The 19,002-nt window shown below is 62.4% G+C and carries 20 protein-coding genes; 9 read left to right on the top strand and 11 right to left on the bottom strand.

The annotated features are described in order from the left end of the window. Nucleotides 1-36 precede the first annotated feature (36 nt). The gene (locus tag AC07UR_RS10980; RefSeq protein WP_209791444.1) at nucleotides 37-627 is read left to right on the top strand and encodes a hypothetical protein; all 591 of its coding nucleotides are present in this window, start codon (nucleotides 37-39) and stop codon (nucleotides 625-627) included. Nucleotides 628-676: 49 nt separating this feature from the next. On the opposite strand, the gene AC07UR_RS10975 is transcribed toward AC07UR_RS10980, so the two are convergent. The 3 genes from AC07UR_RS10975 to AC07UR_RS10965 all read right to left on the bottom strand — a co-directional run bounded on the left by AC07UR_RS10975 (nucleotide 677) and on the right by AC07UR_RS10965 (nucleotide 1,707). Then, nucleotides 677-940: a hypothetical protein gene (locus tag AC07UR_RS10975; RefSeq protein ID WP_173420361.1), complete on the bottom strand. Its 264-nt coding sequence runs from the start codon at nucleotides 938-940 to the stop codon at nucleotides 677-679. A gap of 271 nt (nucleotides 941-1,211) precedes the next feature. Continuing rightward, nucleotides 1,212-1,403, bottom strand: coding sequence for a hypothetical protein (locus tag AC07UR_RS10970; RefSeq protein WP_494700034.1), 192 nt, complete (start codon nucleotides 1,401-1,403; stop codon nucleotides 1,212-1,214). A gap of 100 nt (nucleotides 1,404-1,503) precedes the next feature. Next, nucleotides 1,504-1,707 (bottom strand): hypothetical protein, encoded by a 204-nt coding sequence (locus AC07UR_RS10965; RefSeq protein ID WP_209791442.1) that lies wholly within the window; start codon nucleotides 1,705-1,707, stop codon nucleotides 1,504-1,506. Nucleotides 1,708-2,128: 421 nt separating this feature from the next. On the opposite strand from AC07UR_RS10965, the gene AC07UR_RS10960 reads away from it, so the two are divergent. Beyond that, nucleotides 2,129-2,599, top strand: coding sequence for a GNAT family N-acetyltransferase (locus AC07UR_RS10960; RefSeq protein ID WP_209791441.1), 471 nt, complete (start codon nucleotides 2,129-2,131; stop codon nucleotides 2,597-2,599). A 384-nt stretch (nucleotides 2,600-2,983) separates the two neighbouring features. Here AC07UR_RS10960 and AC07UR_RS10955 read toward each other — a convergent pair whose 3' ends face one another. Further along, on the bottom strand, nucleotides 2,984-3,280 hold the full coding sequence (locus AC07UR_RS10955; protein ID WP_173420357.1) for a hypothetical protein: 297 nt from the start codon (nucleotides 3,278-3,280) through the stop codon (nucleotides 2,984-2,986). 229 nt (nucleotides 3,281-3,509) lie between these two features. Here AC07UR_RS10955 and AC07UR_RS10950 point away from each other — a divergent pair, with 229 nt between their 5' ends. Both AC07UR_RS10950 and olsE read left to right on the top strand, forming a co-directional pair. After that, entirely contained in the window at nucleotides 3,510-3,893 is a 384-nt protein-coding gene (locus AC07UR_RS10950; protein ID WP_173420356.1) for a cupin domain-containing protein, read from the top strand. 599 nt (nucleotides 3,894-4,492) lie between these two features. Then, complete coding sequence (olsE, locus tag AC07UR_RS10945) at nucleotides 4,493-5,422, top strand: ornithine lipid hydroxylase OlsE (protein ID WP_173420355.1); 930 nt, start codon at nucleotides 4,493-4,495, stop codon at nucleotides 5,420-5,422. A gap of 38 nt (nucleotides 5,423-5,460) precedes the next feature. Here the strand turns inward: olsE and AC07UR_RS10940 are convergent, their stop codons facing one another. Then, a complete protein-coding gene (locus tag AC07UR_RS10940; RefSeq protein WP_327795872.1) occupies nucleotides 5,461-6,492 on the bottom strand; it encodes a GlxA family transcriptional regulator in 1,032 nt (343 codons plus the stop codon). Between the two features lie 118 nt (nucleotides 6,493-6,610). On the opposite strand from AC07UR_RS10940, the gene AC07UR_RS10935 reads away from it, so the two are divergent. After that, a complete protein-coding gene (locus AC07UR_RS10935; protein WP_209791440.1) occupies nucleotides 6,611-7,618 on the top strand; it encodes an alpha/beta fold hydrolase in 1,008 nt (335 codons plus the stop codon). A gap of 76 nt (nucleotides 7,619-7,694) precedes the next feature. Next, nucleotides 7,695-8,639 carry an MBL fold metallo-hydrolase gene (locus tag AC07UR_RS10930; protein ID WP_209791439.1) on the top strand — a complete coding sequence of 315 codons (945 nt, stop codon included), beginning with the start codon at nucleotides 7,695-7,697 and terminating at the stop codon, nucleotides 8,637-8,639. A 43-nt stretch (nucleotides 8,640-8,682) separates the two neighbouring features. Here the strand turns inward: AC07UR_RS10930 and AC07UR_RS10925 are convergent, their stop codons facing one another. Next, the gene (locus AC07UR_RS10925; protein WP_209791438.1) at nucleotides 8,683-9,795 is read right to left on the bottom strand and encodes an NADH:flavin oxidoreductase; all 1,113 of its coding nucleotides are present in this window, start codon (nucleotides 9,793-9,795) and stop codon (nucleotides 8,683-8,685) included. A 1-nt stretch (nucleotide 9,796) separates the two neighbouring features. Further along, nucleotides 9,797-10,189, bottom strand: coding sequence for a RidA family protein (locus AC07UR_RS10920; RefSeq protein WP_209791437.1), 393 nt, complete (start codon nucleotides 10,187-10,189; stop codon nucleotides 9,797-9,799). Nucleotides 10,190-10,331: 142 nt separating this feature from the next. On the opposite strand from AC07UR_RS10920, the gene AC07UR_RS10915 reads away from it, so the two are divergent. Then, on the top strand, nucleotides 10,332-11,228 hold the full coding sequence (locus tag AC07UR_RS10915) for a LysR substrate-binding domain-containing protein (RefSeq protein WP_209791436.1): 897 nt from the start codon (nucleotides 10,332-10,334) through the stop codon (nucleotides 11,226-11,228). Nucleotides 11,229-11,326: 98 nt separating this feature from the next. On the opposite strand, the gene AC07UR_RS10910 is transcribed toward AC07UR_RS10915, so the two are convergent. Then, complete coding sequence (locus tag AC07UR_RS10910) at nucleotides 11,327-11,623, bottom strand: hypothetical protein (RefSeq protein WP_173420348.1); 297 nt, start codon at nucleotides 11,621-11,623, stop codon at nucleotides 11,327-11,329. Nucleotides 11,624-11,825: 202 nt separating this feature from the next. Next, complete coding sequence (locus AC07UR_RS10905) at nucleotides 11,826-12,284, bottom strand: MarR family winged helix-turn-helix transcriptional regulator (RefSeq protein ID WP_209791435.1); 459 nt, start codon at nucleotides 12,282-12,284, stop codon at nucleotides 11,826-11,828. Nucleotides 12,285-12,436: 152 nt separating this feature from the next. Here AC07UR_RS10905 and AC07UR_RS10900 point away from each other — a divergent pair, with 152 nt between their 5' ends. After that, entirely contained in the window at nucleotides 12,437-13,201 is a 765-nt protein-coding gene (locus AC07UR_RS10900) for an alpha/beta fold hydrolase (RefSeq protein WP_209791434.1), read from the top strand. A 421-nt stretch (nucleotides 13,202-13,622) separates the two neighbouring features. Continuing rightward, entirely contained in the window at nucleotides 13,623-15,398 is a 1,776-nt protein-coding gene (locus AC07UR_RS10895; RefSeq protein WP_209791433.1) for an SLC13 family permease, read from the top strand. Nucleotides 15,399-15,454: 56 nt separating this feature from the next. On the opposite strand, the gene AC07UR_RS10890 is transcribed toward AC07UR_RS10895, so the two are convergent. Both AC07UR_RS10890 and AC07UR_RS10885 read right to left on the bottom strand, forming a co-directional pair. After that, complete coding sequence (locus AC07UR_RS10890; RefSeq protein ID WP_209791432.1) at nucleotides 15,455-17,134, bottom strand: aspartate:alanine exchanger family transporter; 1,680 nt, start codon at nucleotides 17,132-17,134, stop codon at nucleotides 15,455-15,457. Nucleotides 17,135-17,334: 200 nt separating this feature from the next. After that, the gene (locus AC07UR_RS10885; protein ID WP_209791431.1) at nucleotides 17,335-18,987 is read right to left on the bottom strand and encodes a bifunctional aspartate transaminase/aspartate 4-decarboxylase; all 1,653 of its coding nucleotides are present in this window, start codon (nucleotides 18,985-18,987) and stop codon (nucleotides 17,335-17,337) included. Nucleotides 18,988-19,002 lie beyond the last annotated feature (15 nt).

Below are 19,002 nucleotides of genomic sequence, written 5' to 3'. Positions count from 1 at the left end.
TCCAGTCAAAGATGCTTCCGAACAGCAGAGATACCCATGAGTAAAGCTTTTTTCATCTTCGCCTTTGCGACACTTACTCTCCCAAGCGCTTCTAGCGCCGCGCAGTGCCCAACGGCCGCGTCGGCAAAAAACGGCTTTTCACTACTACAGGAGGAAGTTCAAAGCGAATTTCGCCCCTATCACGGACCGATAGTCAAAATCGTGAACAGATTTGGTACTTCGCAACCTCAGACGGTATTTTCGTATCGAGGATTGATCGACCTTTCACTGATTGATGGGGATGTGCAGCGGGCCAATCATCCGCTCTCCGACTTGAGTGGCGTATTTCCGCTAAAAAAGGGTTCACGGCATGACCTCTCGTTTGTGTCCCTGAACAAGGATGAGAACGCCGGGACTGAATACACCTACCGGCTTGAGGTCGTTGGCCAGGAAACCTTCGAGTTGGGCGACTGCAAGTACAAGGTGCTCAGGGTGAAACAGACTACGATGAGGGGCGCGGAGAAATTGGACGTTTGGACCGCGCTCTATTCCCCAGACCTCGCCGCGACCGTTGCCAGAATATATGACGAGGGCACGGCGCAAGAAGACACCGTAGCCTATGAGCGCATCCGCTTGCTTCAGCGTTAACGTTGTGGAACTGGCATTTCACTCGTGGCTTCGGCCCGCCCGATGCGCCTTAGTGGAGCGTCTGCACGGGATGTTCTGTAAACGTCTGGATCCCATCACGCTCGATCGTGGCGATGAACTCTTCATAGGCTTCGCGGTCGGTGGGGAACGAATCTTCCCAGACGGTGGAGTAACCTTCCTCGTCGATCACCTCGAGGGTCCAGTCGAGATTGGAGCCCGTCGGGCGCGAGATGCGGATATGGACGACGACATCGTCGTCGGCAAACTCGCCGGACAATTCCGAAAGCTCGAGGTCTTCTTCTGTTTGGGTCATGAGCGTTTATAACATGTCCTGAGTGCGCGAACCAATCTTGTGACGGCTCCCGGGCCTTGCCTCTCTGCTGAGGCTGCATCTGCGCAGCCGGGCGGGCGGGATCGTTTGACATCTTGATAGGCCGAAAGGCGGTTACCATACAATAGGATAGGTGCGGCCGGGGTTGCTTAGCAACCCCGGCCGTTTTTGTGCGTCGTCAGGTGGCAACAGCGAGGCGGACGGCTGATCGCCTCGGACGCCCGGCGCCGACAACTCTTTCGCCTCTGCGGCATCACTGCGTGGGCGTCGGTGACCATGGTGCGCTTCTGCGCTCGAACCACATTGCGCGCTCGCACAAGGCTGCCTCGCTACGGGTGCCGGAGCGAAACTCGCCGATAATGAACTTTGCCAGGCGATCGGCGCGGTCGTCGCTGCGCGGCATGGCCGCGGCAAGACAGGCTGTGTCCAGGACCCGTTGGAGCATGGCAATTTCCGCTGGGCTGAACGCACAATCCAGGTTCTTGGCAAGATGCCCGGAATGATGATGATGCATTTGAACCTCCCATATGCGGCGGCGGCAGCACCTACTTTGCCTTCTCGGCACCTGTCGGCGCGCGCGCACGTATCAATCGGTCGAGGTCCGCCTTATAGGGTCCGTATTTCGCGAAAATCTCGCGGGCTTCCAACGGCGGTAGGCCGGATGCGGTGATAAACTCCTCCAGATCGTATCGCGTGTTCCAGTTTTTGACGACCCGGCTGAACTGTCCTTTCGTGTCCGATGCAAACATGATGAACCTCCTGTACTGCAGGTTAGAATTCGCGACGCGAACGGTGGTTCCAATACGTCGAAAATTCCGCCTTCAGCTGCGGCTTCAAATCGCTCGCCAGTTGTGTTTAATAGCCGCGCGGCTTGTGCCGCCGGATCGATGGCGCTCATCGATCGGTTGAATTCCGGGAGAATGCCTTTGATTTCCGTTGCCATCCTCGAAATCTCACCGGCTGTGGCGGTGGAGAGGACAGCCTTTGTGACTGAATGACGGTCTAGGCGCACTTCTCCGCTCGGCTTTGGAGCGCCACCTTCGTGGCGTGCCTGCTGCACAACCCCATGGATCGGGATCGATCCACAAGGGAAACATGCAGAAAAATTAGAACGTTACGGCAAGCCTTCGCATCATGTGCGGCGGGCTGCGCTGTAGTGTGGGATTGAACATGATAATCGAAGCGACTGAAAGTGACTTTGACGCACTGCTGAGCGGCATTGCGCCGCGACGCCTGCGACTGGTGCCGGATAGCCCGATTGCGCCTGCCGACGTGCTGCAGATGCTGGCTGATCTTGCCAACGGCGTCCGTGCGCATTTCTCCCCTTCCGCCTGGATGATCATAGAGGGCGGCGAGATCGTCGGCCTTTGCTCGGTCGTTCGGATCCCGGAAGGGGGCGAACTGCACATCGGCTACGGCGTCGCGCCGACCAGGCAGGGGATGGGGGCGGCCACGCGTGCTGTGGGCTTGCTGGTGGCGGAAGCGCAGCGGGATACCCGTATTTCGGCGGTCTCAGCCGAGACCTCGATCGACAACATCGCCTCCCAACGGGTACTCGAACGCAACGGGTTCCAGCGTATCGGGGAACGTGTGGATGCACAGGATGGTCCCGTGATCTGCTGGAAGGCGGTCACGGCTTAACAGCACGTTGGATCGGCCGGGGTTGCTTTGCAGCCCCGGCCGTTTTTGCGCGCCAGGAGGGCTGCTCGCGGCGTTCGTTCCCGTCCGGTGGTTGAGTGTCCCATTGTCCCGGATAGCTTCTCGGCTGGCGCATTCGGAGAAATTTCGATGGTAGGCCAGAAATAACCACACTCGGCCCGTTGCAGTTGTGGTCCTCTCGGCAAGAGTGGCATAGAATGGCTCATTACACATCTTGAATGCGGTCTCGTTTATCCACGGAGAGGCCGCATTTTTTTGTGGGTCTTCAGGTGGGCACGCACGAGTGGTTTCAAGTGACCCGCATTGAGCCCTTGTTTCCACTCAGGTCATTGCACAAAAACCGATAATCGCTTGGCGCGACGTGCTTCAGTGGTAACTCGGATTCCGTCGGCCCGGTCTGGCGACCCAGATCTCGACCGTTTCCAATTCTTCCGTATTTACCGCTATCCGGCGCCGTTCGCGCCACAACGCGCATTCCAGCAGCGTCCGTTCGTCGATGTTGCCGATGCGAAACTCATCCATGATGAACTTGGCCAGCCGCTCGGCCCGCTCGCCGCGGCGTGGCACGCGCGCCGCAAAGCAGGTGGCGTCAAAAACCCGCTGCAGCATTTCGATATCATCCGGACTTAACTGTCTGCCCGAAGCTTGCGGGAGATCATGCATTCGAACCTCCTTCATGGACGTCCATAGCCAATTCCGAAGGGAGACAAGATACATCAGCTGGAATTGCAGGCAATATGGGAATATTCGCCTGCGGCTGCCGCACTGAGGGGCTGAAGTGAGGTGACCGGCAGCGTTTGCCGCGGTGCCGACCGGATGCGCGCACGATCGTTCAAGATCGGTGCAGGGGTCCGGTGCATGTTGGCGCATCAATCGAACGAGGAACATGACGATGGATGGGATCGACACGACCGACCGGAAGGCGATCAATTTTACCGAAAAGCTCGAAAGGATAACCGATCTGTGGCAGCCACGGGTGATTGCCGAGATGAACGATTATCAGTTCAAGCTTGTTCGTATCGAGGGCGACTTCGTCTGGCACGACCACCCGGAGACGGACGAAACGTTCATCGTGCTTGAGGGCGTCCTGCGGATCGATTTTCGCGATGGCGCCGTGCGGATCGGCCCAGGCGAGATGTTCGTGGTTCCCAAAGGGGTCGAGCACAAGCCGTTTGCCGAAAACGAGGTGCGGCTGCTGCTGATCGAGCCGCGGGGCGTGCTCAATACCGGTCATGCCGGTGGCGACCGCACTGCCGAGAACGATCGCTGGATCTGAAGCATGTCGCGCAAAAGTGTGCAGCGGTTTTGCGATAACGACATGCGCAAAAACAAGAACTTAAAGCGCGCCAAGCGAATCTGAAAGATCGCGACGCGCTTTAGATGCGGCGCATCGCACACCTGATCGTTTCGCTGTGGCGCGACAGGTGATCGCGCGGACCTTACGGAAACCCCGGAGTTTCGAGGAGCCGGTCGGGGGGCGGAGAGGCATGCGCCGGCGATGCTCCGCGGCTGCGCGCAACTGCAATGCTGGTGTAATGAAAACAGTCGAGTTTGCCGTCAATGCTCCAACGATGAGGATTGGCGTTATCCCATGTGTCTTCTCAAGATCGGTCTACTGGCGTGTCACCTGCTCGGGGTGTCATCGCAAAGCGATCACAGCCGCTTGGAAGAGAGCGCCAGTGATCGCTTTGCGCTCGAGCGGCAGCTCGTCCAGTACCGCTCGCTGCCCTGCCGTGACGGGCGCAACGGCGATCGTCATGACCATAGCTGCGATGAACTGGCGAAACCGTACTCTCGCCGAGACGAGGATTAGGCGTGGCGTGAACAGCGCGCGATGCCGCGCCCTTCGATTTCCAGCACAAGTGGTCAAACGATATGATTTTTCATCACGACAGCTTTTCATCGCCGCTGCGATACACAGCCTCCATCCTGCTGTGGCCTGCGCTCTACGTCGGTGGCCTGGCCGCGACCGGGTTGGCTTTTGCCACATCGTCGCCGGTGCTCTGGTTCAATGTCGTCTACCTCTCGGTGGTGGCGATCATTGCGCTTTTTGAACGTCTCATGCCTTACGAGCCGGCCTGGCTCGCGCCCGACGGCGAGACGCTGAACAATCTCGGTCATACATTGCTGACGAAGGGGATCGTGCAGATTGCCGCGGCCTTCGGCGCTTCGTTCCCATTATTGGTCGCCATCTTCGCGCAGCCATTCTTCGGTTCGCAGCCGCATATCTGGCCGGCGCACTGGTCGACGATCTCCCAGGTGGTGCTCGGGCTGGTGATTGCCGAGTTCGGGCTCTATGCCGCCCACCGACTGGCGCATGAGCGGCTTGGCCTCTGGCGTTTCCACGCGTTGCATCACAGCGTGACGCGGCTTTGGGTGCTCAACACCGGGCGCTTCCACGTCATCGATTCCCTGATCAAAGTGAGCCTTGGCCAGTTGCCGCTCTACCTGCTCGGGGCGCCGCTGCCGGTGTTTCTGTGGATCGGTGCCGTCACCGCCTTCACCGGCCTTCTGACCCACTGCAATGTCGAGATGCGCACCGGCCCGCTCGACTGGATCTTCTCGACGCCGAGGCTTCATCGCTGGCACCATTCCAAGGATCTGGCTGAGGGCAACAGCAACTACGGCGAAAACATCGTGCTTTGGGACCAGCTGTTCGGCACCTACTTCAATCCTGATCGGCCGTCCTCCACCGATATCGGCATTACCGGCAAGGTGTCGCGTAGCTTCGTCGGCCAGCTGGTGCAGCCCTTTTCCAAGAGCGGAGCGCGACAGATCCTGGGGCGAAAGCCGAGCGCCGACTAAAGGCGCCCGCGAGCCCAGTGATATCGCCGCGGTGCCGTTCAGGCGGGTAGGGCGCCGGCAAGATCTGCCGTGGCCGGACGACGTCCGCCGTCCGATACAGAGAAGCGCAACCGATATTCCCTGGGCGACAGGCCGAGGATCTTGCGGAAGATCTTGCGGTAGGCGTTGGTGTCGTCGTAACCGCTCTGCCAGGCGACCTGCTCGATCGACAGGTGCGAGCGCTCCAGGAGGTCGCGCGATTTGGCGATCCTCAGCCGCTGGCAGTATTCCGTCGGGTTGAAACCGGTCGCCTTCTGGAAACGCCGGAGGAAGGTGCGGTCGCCGAGGCCTGCGCGCTCGGCCATCAACTGCAGGGTCACGCCCTTGGTGTTGGCGCCGTGCAGCCAGTGCTGGATTTTCAGGATGATGCTGTCGCCGTGGTCGAGCTTCGGGGCAAAGACGCTGTAGTAACTCTGCTCGCGGGCGCCGGGATCGATGATCATGAAGCGGGCCGTTGCCAGCATCACGTTGGTTCCGAGGAACCGGTCCACGAGTTTCAGCCCCAGGTCGATCCACGCCATCATGCCGCCGGCGGTGATGATATCGCCTTCGTCGATCAGCAGCTTGTCGGTGTCGATGCGCACGTCGAGGTAGCGGTCGGCGATCAGGTCCTGGTGCGACCAATGAGTGGTGATCGTGCGACCGGCGGCAAGGCCCGATTCTGCCAGCAGATAGGCGCCGCCGCAGACCGAGCAGATGGTGGTGCCGGTGGCATGCTTTTCACGCACGAAGGCGGGCAGCTGACCCATGCGTCCGCCTACGGGCAGCTCCGCCAGCGTCGGGGGCAGGATCAGCGCGACGAGACCGGAGGAGGGCCCGGGGTGGGTGTCGAGGGTTTTTTCGACCGAGCCGTCGTCCTGAAGCTGCCAGTGGGTGACGCGGATCAGCGGCGCGCTTGCACCACCCTGTTCGGTCGCCTGCATGCCGGCCACCTGGAACATGTCGGTGAGCCCATGGACGGCGGACTTCAGCGCGCGGGGATAAACGACGATGCCGATCTCCGCCGGTTCGCTTCCGGGTGGTTTTGTCACTTCTGCCCCCATCGTTGTCAGCTTTGCCGGTCGAGAGGTTAGGCCGCTCGTTCTATCAATTCAACCAGCGCTCCGGAACGGAGAGAGCAGGTCAACCGAGATGGAAGAGGGCAGGACAATGATTGAAGCAAAAGCAGTTTCCACCGCAGTCTCCACCGGCCTTTCGCGCCGCACAGTTCTTTCGGCCGCCTTTGGCGCCGCAGCGACCGCCGCGGCCGTCCCGGCCGCCGTTCGTCCGGCGAAAGCCGAGACAACACCCGTCAGCACAAGCACGACACTGGGAGCAACCACCATGGGCAGCCGCATCATCACCCGCGATGGCGTCGAGATCTACTACAAGGACTGGGGTTCGAAGGATGGCCCGGTGGTCGTGCTCAGCCACGGCTGGCCGCTGTCGTCTGACAGTTGGGAGGCGCAGGCATTCCACCTCGCCAACAACGGCTTCCGTGTCATCACCCATGACCGTCGCGGCCATGGCCGCTCCTCCCAACCCTGGGACGGCAACGACATGGATCACTATGCCGACGATCTCGCCGACCTGATCAATGCGCTTGATCTCAAGGACATCTTCCTGGTCGGCTTTTCCACCGGCGGCGGCGAGATCACCCGCTATATCGGCCGGCATGGCACGAGCCGCGTCGCCAAGGCCGGGCTGATCTCGGCAGTGCCGCCGCTGATGGTCAAGACCGACAAGAACCCCGGCGGCCTGCCGAAAGAAGTGTTCGACGGGCTGCAGGCGGCGAGCCTGAAGGATCGCTCCAAGCTCTATCGCGATATTGCCTCCGGTCCGTTCTTCGGGTTCAATCGGCCGGGTACCGTTGCCTCGCAGGGCATGATCGACAGCTTCTGGCTGCAGGGCATGATGGGCGGGCACAAGAACACCTATGACTCGATCGTCGCCTTCTCGCAGACCGATTTTACCGAAGACCTGAAGAAGTTCGACGTGCCGACGCTGATCATCCATGGTGACGACGACCAGATCGTGCCGATCGATGCGGCCGCCCGCGCTTCGAAGACACTGGTTCCGAGCGCCACGCTGAAGGTCTACCCCGGCGCGCCGCACGGCATCACAGACACCCACAAGGATCAGCTCAACGCCGACCTGCTCGACTTCGCCCGGTCCTGACCCCTGACGCCGGCCGGTGCCGCCGAAACGCTCCACTGGCCGGTAGCTCTTCCTCGAAACCAGAAGGAACCGATCCATGACCCGCATTGACGAGAAGACCTCTAGCCTCAACCGCCGCTCCTTTCTCGCCGGTTCGGCCGCTGGCGCTGCCTTGCCGTTGCTGCCGAAGGGTGTCTACGCCGCCGACACCCACCGCTTCAGCCACGGAGCTTTCGATATTTCTGTCGTCAGCGACGGCTTCCTGACCCTGCCGGTCAGCATCGTGTTGCCGGACGCAGCGCCCGAGGAGCGCGACGGCATCATGCGCCGGCTCGGCGGCACGCCGGAGGGCGCACCGTTCCACACCAACATTCCGGTGATCCGCACCGGCAGCGACGTGATCGTCGTCGACAACGGATCTGGCGGCAATTTCCAGGCGAGCGCCGGCAAGCTTTCGGCCAATCTGGCAACGGCGGGCATCGATGCAGCCGCCGTGACCAAGGTGGTCTTCACCCACGTCCATCCCGATCATTCCGGCGGCACGGTCGGAACGGATGGCAAACTCACCTTTCCGAACGCGCAATATTTCGTCTCTGAGCGCGAATGGGCGTTCTGGACGAACCCGGATTACGAAAAGGCCATGCCGAAGGCGCTGCACGGCTTTGCGCGCGGCGCGCAGCGCGATCTCTTCGCGGTCAAGGAGCGGTTGACACTGGTAAAGCCCGGCGACGAGATCGTCAGCGGCATGCAGGTGCTCGACACGCGCGGCCACACGCCCGGCCACATCTCGCTGGAGCTTGAAGGCGGCGACGGGCTGGTCATCTCGGGCGATGCGGCGACCAGCAACATCGTCTTCTTCGAACACCCGGACTGGCATTTCGGCTTCGATACGGACCCGGATCTGGCGCTGAAGACCCGCAAGATGCTGATCGACCGGGCAGCCACAGAGAAGCTGACGCTGCTCGGCTACCACTGGAGCTATCCCGGCATCGGTCGGGCCGAGCGGAACGGTGCGGCGTATCGTTTTGTCTCGGGGTCGTAAGGAGGGCGAGGGCGGCATCACTTAGTGGCGCCGCCCTTTGTCGTCAAAGCTGAAGCTCGCTGTCCTTGATGTCGCTGATGGGCGACAGCATTTCCAGCTTCAGCGGGCGAGCCTCGCGATCGTCGGCGGTGATGCGCGGCCAGTCGGGGTTTGCGAGCGCGCCACGGCCGAGTGCGATCATGTCGGCGCCGGTCTCCAGAACCTGTTCGGCCCTGGCGAGTTCGTGCAGGCTGCCATTGGCGATAACGAACAGATCCGGCGCATGCTGGCGGGCAAGAGACACCAGCGACTTGCCGCCGTCCGAAAAGGCGGGTTGCCACGCTTCGAACTCGGTCAGGTGCACGAAGTCGGCGGGGCTGGCGGCGAGCGCCTTGAAGACCACGGCAGCACCTTCTACGCCCTCGGTCCATTTGTGCTTGTTGTCGTTGACCTTGGCCTGGGAGAGCCGGATGCCGACAGGCACTGCGTTGCCGACCGCATCGCGAACGGCGTCGAGCACTGCGAGGCTCAGACCCAGCCGCTTGCCGATGTCGCCGCCCCAGCGGTCCTGCCGCCGGTTGGTGTAGTCGGTGAAGAACTGGTCGAGCAGATAGCCGTTGGCGCCATGGATCTCGATACCGTCGAAGCCGGCGACATCGATGGCGAGCGTGGCGGCTTGCGCAAAGCCTGCTATCGCTTCGGCGATATCCGTCTCTTCCATCTCCCGCGGTACGGCGTAGAGACCCTCGCCGTGGTAGGAGACCATTTGCTGGCCCCTCGGTTGCAGGGCAGACGGTCCTACCGTGTCGCTGCGAAAGCGGTTGCCCTGGGCAAGCGCGCCGCCGTGCATGAGCTGGGCGAAGATGCGGCCGCCGGCGGCATGCACGGCGTCCACGACCGCCTTCCAGCCTTCCGCCTGCTCCGGGTCTGTAAGCCCCGGCTGGCCCTTATAGGTCTGCGCATAGGCCTTGTCGGTGTAAATGCCTTCCGTGGTCAGCAGACTGAACCCACCCCTGGCGAAGCGCTCGTAGTAGCGAACCATCCGTTCGGTCGGCACGCCCGTTGCCGTAGCGCTGATGCGGGTCATTGGCGCGACGGAAAGCCGGTTGGCGAACGAGAGCCCTTTGAGCGCCGTTTCGGCCAGAGTCGGCGAGGCGACGGTGCTGTGCACGTTCATCTCAGCGTTCCTCAGTGAGCGCGATCGCCTCGATCTCGATCATCGCCTTCGGTGAATAGAGCGAAGAGACCTCGATGATGCTGTCGGCGGGATAGGGTGCAGAGAACCACTTGCGGCGCAGTTCGACGATCTTGCCGAAATTTTCCATCGAGCGCAGGAAGATCGTCACCTTCACCACCCTGGAAAGGCTGGAGCCGGCGGCGGTCAGCACCCGGTCGAGGTTGCGGAAGGCCTGCTCGGCCTGACGGTCGAAATCATCCTCGCCGACGATTTCGCCATCGTCGCCGATGGCCGCCTGGCCGGAGACGAAGACGAAGCCGTTGGCCTTGATCGCCTGCGACAAGAGGAAGGGGGCGTAGGGATCCGGCTTGGTGATGACCTGTTCGAGAAACATGGCAGTGTCCTTTCACGCGTGAGATTTTCTCAGCTCGGCGCTGTTGCCTTGGCTGTGGATCCCAATATGCTGGGGCGATCACGGGCTGACAAAGAGTGATTTCTCAGCCGATGGATGAATCTAGTTCACCTATGAGGATGGGATGAGGAAGTTGCCGCCGCTCGGTGCACTGAGGGTTTTCGAGGCGGCTGCCCGTCGGCTGAGCTTCAAGCATGCGGCGGAGGAGCTGAATGTTTCAGCGACCGCCGTCAGCCACCAGATCCGGCAGCTGGAGGAGATGCTTGAGGTTAAGCTCTTCGAGCGCGAGACGCGGCAGGTGCATCTCACCGCCGCAGGCAAGGCGCTGTTTCCGGTGTTGCGCGATGGTCTTGATCGTTTCGAGCAGGCGATTGCCGATGTGCGTCGGCAGCAGGCGGGCAAGGTCGCGCGTCTTACCTCCACCGTTGCCTTCGTCGCCAAGAGGCTTGCGCCGCTTGCCGGTTCGTTCCGCGAAGCCTATCCCGACTGGACACTGCGGCTCGATGCCTCCAACCGCACGCTCGACCTCGAGGCGGATGCAGATGCCGCTATCCGGCTTGGCGGCGGGCACTATCCCGGCCTCGTTACTGAGGCGTTGTTTGCCGATCGCTTCGCGCCGGTCTGCACGCCGAGCCTTGCGCCGGCAAGCTTGGCCGATCTCAAACGGGCAACGCTCATTCACTTCGATTGGGGCCCAGCGCGCCGCAACGATCACCGCGCCCCCGTCTGGCGGCAATGGCTGGAGTGTGCGGGCGCCTCCGATGTCGATGCTAGCGCACGACTTTCCTTTACCGACGAGATCCACGCTGTCCAAGCGGCGGTCGCGGGGCAGGGCATCGCCCTCCTGAGCCTGACGCTCGTGGCACAAGAGCTTGCCTCCGGCATTCTCGTCCAGCCTTTCGACCTGACGCTGGAGGGCGACCGCTACGACCTCGTCTACAGCCCGCGCATGGCCGAGCGGCCGGCAACGCAGGTGCTTAGGGATTGGGTGCTGGAGCAGTTCGAGGGCGGGAACCGTTGAAGCCCGCCTCGGACGCGGTCAAAGAGAGCGCGTGGCTGCGACAGCGCTCAGTCTCGGAGGATGGGTCGTGCGGCTGGTCGTCGCGCGAATGGTGAAGCTCAGTCGTCGAAGCCACCGAAGGCGTCGATGTTCCTCCAGCGGCGGCTGACGAGGCGCAGCGAGCGATCCGGTTCGATCACATAGGTCTCGAACACCTGACGGCCGAATTGATCGAAGAACTGGTGCGGGACGATGCTGCCGACCGGGGCTTTCTGCAGCTTGGTGCGCGGCTGGCCGCCATAGGTGATGCTGCCGGGGATGGGCTCGAGGTTCGGCGAGTAGCCATAGGTTTGGCCGCTTGCGGTGCAGCCACCGAGAAGCAAGGCAACGGTCAGGGCGGCAAGAGCGTGTTTCATGTCGACGATCCTCTGTCGTGCAGGAGGCGGAATGGATTTCTGCCCGCTGCCATACGCGACTCCCAGCAGGCGCGATCTATTCCGGCTTTCGCAGGCAATTCTCCAACACCTTTCTCTAAAGTGTAGCGCTCCAACGGGAATTTCCAAGTTGCGGGCATGCGATTGCAGGCAGTCGCAGCCATTTCAATGCGCGGAGATAGACCTAGCTGCGGGCGTCCGGTTTTTCTTCCCGCGTGAGGCCATCGCGCAGCATCTGGACCTTCTTGTTGAGATCGATCATCTCCGGCACGCTAAAGCCTGAGCGACGCAGCAACGTGTCGGTAAGGCACGCGGTCTTGGGGTGCAGTTCCTTGCCCTTTTCCGTCAGGAAGACCTCGACCAGTCGCTCGTCAGCCGTGCTTCTGCGTCTTGAAAGGAAACCTGCCGCCTCGAGCCGCTTTACGGCCGGCGTGATGGTGCTCGGCTCCAGGCCGAGCCGGTCGGCAATGGCCGATATGCTCAGGCCGTCCTGTTCCCACAGCGCACTGACGGCGAGATATTGCGTATAGGTCACGCCGAGCGCGTCGAGCATCGGCTTGTAGGTGCGGTTGATGGCGATCGCCGCCGCGTAGATCGAGAAGCACAACTGGCTGTCGAGTGGAAGTGGCGCCGGGGTGGTCATCGGTCATCTCCAGTTTTGTCCGTGGCTTTTCATGACCTTACCACGGAAATCATTATCGCGATAATAAAATGCTGGACAGTCGGTTCGATGAAGCGTAATTAATGCTTATCGCGATAATGATTGTCGCGCTAACAAATTAAGGAGTTGCGCAAATGTTGAAGAAGTCTCTGCTTGCCGCTGCCGCCTCGCTCGCACTGGTCGCCGCCGGTACCACCGCATTCGCCGCCGAGAAGGGGGCAAAGTCTGTCGTTCTGGTTCATGGCGCCTTTGCCGACGGCACCGGATGGAGGGGGGTCTACGACATCCTGAAGAAGGACGGCTACAACGTGAGCATCGTTCAAAATACGACGACGTCGCTTGCTGCCGACGTTGCTGCCACCAAGCAGGCGATCGACAAGAGCGAGGGACCGGTCGTTCTGGTCGGCCATTCCTATGGCGGCGTCGTCATCAGCGAAGCCGGCACGCATGAGAAGGTCCAGTCCCTCGTCTACATCGCCGCCTTCGCGCCGGATAAGGGCGAGTCCGTCTCAACGCTGATCGCCAATCCGCCGGCCGGCGCGCCGGTGCCGCCGATCCTGCCGCCGGTCGATGGCTTCCTGTTCCTCGACAAGGCGAAGTTCGCCGCGTCCTTCGCCGCCGACGTCGATGCCGAGACGGCTGCCTTCATGGCCGATTCCCAGGTTCCGTGGGGTGTCGAGGCGCTCTCCGGTGCCGTGACCGAGCCGGCGTGGAAGACGAAGCCGAGCTACTATCTGGTTGCGGCCCAGGATCTCATGATCCCGCCGGCTGCGCAGCAGATGATGGCAAAGCGCGCAGGCGCCACTGTCGTCGAGGTGCCCGGCAGCCATGCGATCTATGTCTCCAACCCCAAGGCCGTTGCCGATCTCATCGAGAAGGCCGCGCAACCGGCCAACTGATCGCCGGCGCATCGCTACCTAGGCGTGACGGCCCAGGGCAGGGCCGGGAGAGGGGATTTCCCGGGCTGAGATTGCTGGCAAACCTTGAAAGGGCCGGTTTGACGGGAGGCTATCCAGTTCCCCTCATTCCGGCCCTGTGCCGGAATCCAGCGGCCTGACGTCGGTCGGGTCAAAGTACCTTCAGCCCAAGGACTTGGTCTTGCTGCAGTTTCCCGTGACAGGCACGGGAATGAGGCAGGTCTTGGCGATGAAGCGCCTCGCATTTCCCGCTCATACCCAGATTTGTCGCCGCTGCGATTTCCGATCCGGCGAAACATGCGGTAGTCCTTGGCGAACTTCCACTCGGTTTGCGCGTTAGGCACTTGCGCCTCTCGGGCGCTCCGTCTCGCCGCCCAGTCCCTCTGCCCAATCCAGGTATTGCATGACCGCCGAACAGTCTCTCGCGTTTCTCGTCATCGGCGCCATGATGGCATTCTTCATCTGGGGGCGATTTCGGTACGACGTGATCGCCTGTTCGGCGCTGATGCTTGCAGTCGCGGTCGGCATCGTGCCCTACGATCACGCCTTCGACGGCTTCAGCGACGATATCGTCATCATCGTCGGCAGCGCGCTCATCGTCAGCGCCGGGGTGGCGCGCTCGGGGATCGTCGATGCGGCGATCCAGCGGTTTCTGCCCAACATCTCGTCGGTCAGGGCGCAGTTGGCGCTGCTGGTGATCGCCGTCACCATCCTTTCCGCCTTCATCAAGAACATCGGGGCGCTCGCGATCATGATCCCGGTCGCGTTCCAGTTCGCCCGCCGCTCGGGCGTCACGCCCTCGGTGTTCCTAATGCCGATGGCCTTCGGTTCCTTGATCGGCGGGCTGATGACCCAGGTCGGCACCTCGCCCAACATCGTCGTGTCGCGGGTGCGGCAGGAACTGACGGGCGAGAGTTTTACCATGTTCGACTTCACGCCCGTCGGCGCCACGCTTGCGGCCGTCGGCGTCGTCTTCCTGCTGTTTGCCTACAGGCTGGTGCCGCAGCGCACGAGCCAGCATGTCTCGGTGCAGGCGGCAATCGAGATCACCGATTACACCTCGGAAGCGGTGGTCGCGGCCGGCTCACCCGTCATCGGCAAGTCGCTAAGCCACCTCGTCAAGATCGGCGATGGCGGAGCCGTCGTCATTGCCGTGTTCCGACGCGGGCTTCATGTGGCGCCGCTGCCCGACATCAAGCTCGAGGCCGAAGACGTGCTGCTGCTCGAGGGCGGGCCGGATGCGCTCGACCGCATCGTCTCGCAGGCCAAACTGAAAATTTCCGGCGATCGTTCGCCGTCATCGAGCGAAAAGACCGGTGCCGAGATCGAGGCGGTCGAGGCGGTGATCGGCAGCGGCTCGCCGCTTGTCGGCATGTCGGCGCAGCGCCTGGCGCTGTTCAATAACCACAACATCAACCTGCTTGCCGTCAGCCGCCAGGGCGAGCGGCTGAAGCAACGGCTCGGTAGCATCCGCCTCAGGGCAGGCGATATCGTCGTGCTGCAGGGCGCGCGCCGCGAGCTGCCATCGTTCCTGCAGGATTTCGGCTGCCTGCCGCTGGCGCAGCGCGAGATCCTGCTCGGCACCATCCGTAAGGCGACGTTGCCCCTTCTCGTTCTGGCCGCTGCCATGGGCTCGACCGCGCTTGGCCTGGTGCCGATCCCGATCGCCTTCTTTGCCGCCGCCCTTGCCATGGTCATCTTCCGGATCATTCCGCTGCGTGACGTCTATCGCTCGGTCGACGGGCCGATCCTGGTGATGCTGGCGGCGCTGATCCCGGTCAGCGATTCCCTGCGCACGACAGGAGGAACCGATGTCATTGCCAGCTGGCTCGGCACGGTCGCAACCGGCCTGCCGCCCGCCGGCGCCCTGACGCTGATCCTGCTTGCGGCGATGGCCGTGACGCCGTTCCTGAACAATGCCGCGACCGTGCTTGTCATGGCGCCGATCGCCGCCAGCTTCGCGACCGCGCTCGGCTACCGGCCCGAAGCCTTCCTGATGGCCGTTGCTATCGGCGCCGGCTGCGACTTCCTCACCCCGATCGGCCATCAGTGCAACACCCTGGTGATGGGGCCAGGTGGCTACAGGTTCAGCGATTACCCGCGCCTCGGCCTGCCACTCTCGCTCGTCATTGTTGTCGTCAGCATCCCAACGCTGATGCTGGTGTGGCCGCTGCGATAGATGGAAGATGAGGGGCTTCAACCGGCGAATGTACGCCGCCGGGCCAAAGGGCGTTGCTACCCAAGAACCGTAACCAGCACCGCACCCCAGAGCGCCAGCAGCACATTGCCGATTGCATAGCCAAGGCCGTAACCCAATGTCGGGACCTTGCTTCCGGCTGCCTCCTGCACGGCGGCAAGAGCTGGTGCCGAGGTGCCGGCGCCGCAGCAGGTGCCGGCGAGCAGGCCTTCGTTCATGCGGAAGACCCAGCGGCCGAGCGCAAGTGCGGCCAGGTGTGAGATCACGCAGATCAGCGCGCTCGCGATGACGAGCGCCGGCCCCGACTGGACCAGGCCCGCCACGAAGCTCGGACCAGCCGAAATGCCGACGCAGGCGATAAAGGCGCAGAGCCCGACACTGTCGAAGAACCAGAGCGTGGCCTCCGGCACGAAGCCGAAGGTGCGCCTGATCGAGCGTAGCCAGCCGGCGACGAGGCCGGCGACCAGCACGCCGACCGCGACGCCGAGGCCGATCTCCAGCGCGCCGAGCTTGAGGGCGGGAATGCCGATGAGGCCCCCGAGGAAGATGAACACGCCGACAAAGACCATGTCGGTCGCCGTCGTCTCGCGGTCGGCATAACCAAGGAGAGCTGCCGCATCCTCCACGTGGCGCCTCGCGCCGGCAATCGACATCACGTCGCCGCGACGCACGGTCAGCCCCGGGAAAATCGGGATCGTCTGGCCGGCGCGGAGGATCCCGCGCAGGAAGACGGAACGCGCTTCCGGTCGCTGGTTGAGCTGCCACAGGCGTTGTCCTGCAACCTCCTTGTTCGTGACGACGACGTCGAGAACCTCGACCGGGATATCGAGCAACTCGCGATCGTCGATCTCGGTGCCGATCCGGCTGGCATACTCCACCAGAAACCCGCGAAGCCCGGCGACTGCAATGACGTCGCCCACCTGCAGGCGCTCCTTGGCAGCGGGGGTGATGATCTCGCTGCCCCGGCGGATCTGTTCGATATAGGCCTTCTGCCGCTCGGGAACGCGTGCCTCCGCCTCCTGGACGGTGAGGCCGACAAGATTGTCGCCGACGACGAACGCGCGTGCCTCGATCTCGCGGCGTGCGCTGTTGCCGGTGTCGCTCGGAGTGATGTTGAGTTCTGCCTCGAGTTCGGCGCAGGCGTCCTTCAGGCTGCGGCCGAACAGTCTTGGCGCCAGTTGCGACTGCACGAGGATGGCGCTGACGACACCGACGAGATAGGCGACGGCAAAGCCGGTCGCGACAGCGGACTCGAACTGGCTGGCAGCCTCTGGCGTCGGTGCGGTCTTTCGGAACGTGTCGATGGCGACACCGACGGTTGCCGATTCCGTTGTCCCGCCGGCAAGCACGCCCGCCGCCGTTCCGAGATCGAAGCCGAAGAAGATGGAAAGAACGATCGCCACGCCAAGTGCCACGACGCAAAGCGTCACGGTGACGGCGATCTGCGGCAGGGCGTCGGCGTTGAGGCTCTGGAAGAACTGTGGGCCGGTGCGGTAGCCGATGGCGAAGAGAAAGAGCAGGAAGAACGCCTGCTTCACATCGTTCGAAAGCACGGCGCCGGTCTGGCCGATCAGCACGCCGGCCAGCAGGCAGCCGGTGACGGCGCCGACCGTCACGCCGGCGATGGTGATCTTGCCGACGGCATAACCGATGCCGAGCGCCAGGAACAACGCCAGTTCCGGATGAGCCCGCAGAATGCTGAACGCCTGTTCGACCACGTGACGATCCTTCGAGATTGAGCGCCGGACGCCGGTGGGCTGCGTGCCGAATGCAGATGGGTTTTCAACGATATGCGGCGCCTGAAGCCTTCGGTCGATTTTCGGACGCGCGGGAATGCGGCTCAGGAAACGAGGCGGTCAGGCGAGGCGAGCGGGTTGAAATCGCCGGCCGCCCAGAGGCGGCCGGCGCCTTTGGTGCATCAGCTGATCGGAATGCCCTTGGAAGCGCGATAGGCCTGGACGTAACCGCGCGCCACGGAGCGGACGGCAGTGCCGATCTGGGTATAGGCATCGTCGTTGAGATTGGCGAAGGAGACGCGTGCCGACCAGTTCGGCGCATCGAAACCAGAACCGTTCAAGAGAACGATGCCGTAGTCTTCGGCGAGCCGGAAGGGGATGTCGAGCGGGTGAATGTTCTCCTTCACCCAGGCGACGACATCTTCTCCGACATACTTGCGCAGCCAGAACTCGAAGTCGATGATGCCGTAATAGTGGTCGAAATAGATGCCGGGATTCGACTCGACGCCCATGCCTTCGATCAGGTTCCAGAACCGCTTCGTGCAGATGGCGATGCAGGCCTTCTGGTAGGCCTTCTCCACATCCATCAGCTCGACGAGGCCGAAGAGCGACATCATCACCTGTTGCGGAAGCGACAGGCCGGCGGTGTGGTTCAGCGCCACGTCGCGGCTGTCGGCGACGATGCGATCGATGAACTTCACGTCGCGCGGCTTCGGCGTCATCGCCTTGTAGCGCTTTTCCAGGAGCTTCTGGATCGGCTCGCCATGCGCCTTGATCTTCTCGTCGAAGATGTTGTCCTGCGCCACCGCAATGACGCCGAGGCGCCAGCCGGTGCAGCCGAAATACTTCGAGTACGAGTAGACGCCGATCGTGTTGCGCGGCAGATGACCGAGCAGCGACTGGAAGCCTGGAACGAAGGTGCCGTAGACGTCGTCCGTGAGCACGATCAGGTCGGGACGCTTCTTGGTGACGAGGTCGACGAGGCGCTTGATCGAATCCGGATCCATGGCAACGGCGGACGGGTTTCCGGGGTTCACCAGGAACAGCGCCTTCACCTTGGGGTTTTCGAGCGCCTTGATATCCTCGTCGGTAAACTGGAAGCGATCCTCCTGCTCGGCGCTGACATTGATGGTCTTGAGGTCGTAGTCCTCCAGTTCCGGCATTTCCAGATAGGGTGTGAAGATCGGCGTGCCGAGTGCGATCGTGTCGCCGGCGTTGAGCAGGCGGGCGTTCTTCAGCGCCTTGAAGATGTAGCACATGGCGGCGGTGCCGCCTTCGACCGGGTAGAGGTCGAACGTCGCCTTGGGCCGGTGGCCGGCGCACATCGCCCACATCAGATATTCATGGGTGATGATCTCGTTGTGATGGAGCGCCCGGTCGGGCACCGGATAGTTGTCGCCGATGATGGAATCGGTGAGCTCGTGCACGAAGGCGTCCGGCTCGAAGTTGAAGGAGCGAATGGCGTATTCGACGGCGTCGGAAAGCGTCTTTGCCGGCAGTTCGCCTTCCTCCTCCTCGTCCCATTGGGCGGCCGCGTGGAGCTGTTTCTTGATCCACTTCTGGAACCGCTGATGCGCCCCATCGCGCGCCGGCATGCCTGCTACGCCCGCTTTGGGATCAAAGGAGGTGCGCTTGGCCTCTGTGATGGCGAATTGGCCAAGCAGGAAAAACGCTTCACGCGCCCTTGTGGCCGTCCAGTTCGGATTGCCGCGGCCGGCATTGAGGAATGCCGTGGCGGATTTCTGCGAGCTCGTCCTGGCAAGCTTGATCAGCTCGTCCTTGATTTCGAACGGGCTGAGATCGGATAGACTGTCGTAGAATTTTCTGTCCAACATGAATCACACTCCCTT

The organism is Ensifer sp. GW821-FHT05G01 (genome assembly GCF_059419585.1).
This window is presented reverse-complemented; position numbering and strand designations above follow the sequence as displayed.

What these genes read in the sequence shown, in the direction of transcription:
- AC07UR_RS10980 (WP_209791444.1), top strand. Translation starts at nt 37, where the DNA reads ATGAGTAAAGCTTTTTTCATCTTCGCCTTTGCGACACTTACTCTCCCA.
- AC07UR_RS10975 (WP_173420361.1), bottom strand. Translation starts at nt 940, where the DNA reads ATGACCCAAACAGAAGAAGACCTCGAGCTTTCGGAATTGTCCGGCGAG.
- AC07UR_RS10970 (WP_494700034.1), bottom strand. Translation starts at nt 1,403, where the DNA reads ATGCTCCAACGGGTCCTGGACACAGCCTGTCTTGCCGCGGCCATGCCG.
- AC07UR_RS10965 (WP_209791442.1), bottom strand. Translation starts at nt 1,707, where the DNA reads ATGTTTGCATCGGACACGAAAGGACAGTTCAGCCGGGTCGTCAAAAAC.
- AC07UR_RS10960 (WP_209791441.1), top strand. Translation starts at nt 2,129, where the DNA reads ATGATAATCGAAGCGACTGAAAGTGACTTTGACGCACTGCTGAGCGGC.
- AC07UR_RS10955 (WP_173420357.1), bottom strand. Translation starts at nt 3,280, where the DNA reads ATGCATGATCTCCCGCAAGCTTCGGGCAGACAGTTAAGTCCGGATGAT.
- AC07UR_RS10950 (WP_173420356.1), top strand. Translation starts at nt 3,510, where the DNA reads ATGGATGGGATCGACACGACCGACCGGAAGGCGATCAATTTTACCGAA.
- olsE (WP_173420355.1), top strand. Translation starts at nt 4,493, where the DNA reads ATGATTTTTCATCACGACAGCTTTTCATCGCCGCTGCGATACACAGCC.
- AC07UR_RS10935 (WP_209791440.1), top strand. Translation starts at nt 6,611, where the DNA reads ATGATTGAAGCAAAAGCAGTTTCCACCGCAGTCTCCACCGGCCTTTCG.
- AC07UR_RS10930 (WP_209791439.1), top strand. Translation starts at nt 7,695, where the DNA reads ATGACCCGCATTGACGAGAAGACCTCTAGCCTCAACCGCCGCTCCTTT.
- AC07UR_RS10925 (WP_209791438.1), bottom strand. Translation starts at nt 9,795, where the DNA reads ATGAACGTGCACAGCACCGTCGCCTCGCCGACTCTGGCCGAAACGGCG.
- AC07UR_RS10920 (WP_209791437.1), bottom strand. Translation starts at nt 10,189, where the DNA reads ATGTTTCTCGAACAGGTCATCACCAAGCCGGATCCCTACGCCCCCTTC.
- AC07UR_RS10915 (WP_209791436.1), top strand. Translation starts at nt 10,332, where the DNA reads ATGAGGAAGTTGCCGCCGCTCGGTGCACTGAGGGTTTTCGAGGCGGCT.
- AC07UR_RS10910 (WP_173420348.1), bottom strand. Translation starts at nt 11,623, where the DNA reads ATGAAACACGCTCTTGCCGCCCTGACCGTTGCCTTGCTTCTCGGTGGC.
- AC07UR_RS10905 (WP_209791435.1), bottom strand. Translation starts at nt 12,284, where the DNA reads ATGACCACCCCGGCGCCACTTCCACTCGACAGCCAGTTGTGCTTCTCG.
- AC07UR_RS10900 (WP_209791434.1), top strand. Translation starts at nt 12,437, where the DNA reads ATGTTGAAGAAGTCTCTGCTTGCCGCTGCCGCCTCGCTCGCACTGGTC.
- AC07UR_RS10895 (WP_209791433.1), top strand. Translation starts at nt 13,623, where the DNA reads ATGACCGCCGAACAGTCTCTCGCGTTTCTCGTCATCGGCGCCATGATG.
- AC07UR_RS10885 (WP_209791431.1), bottom strand. Translation starts at nt 18,987, where the DNA reads ATGTTGGACAGAAAATTCTACGACAGTCTATCCGATCTCAGCCCGTTC.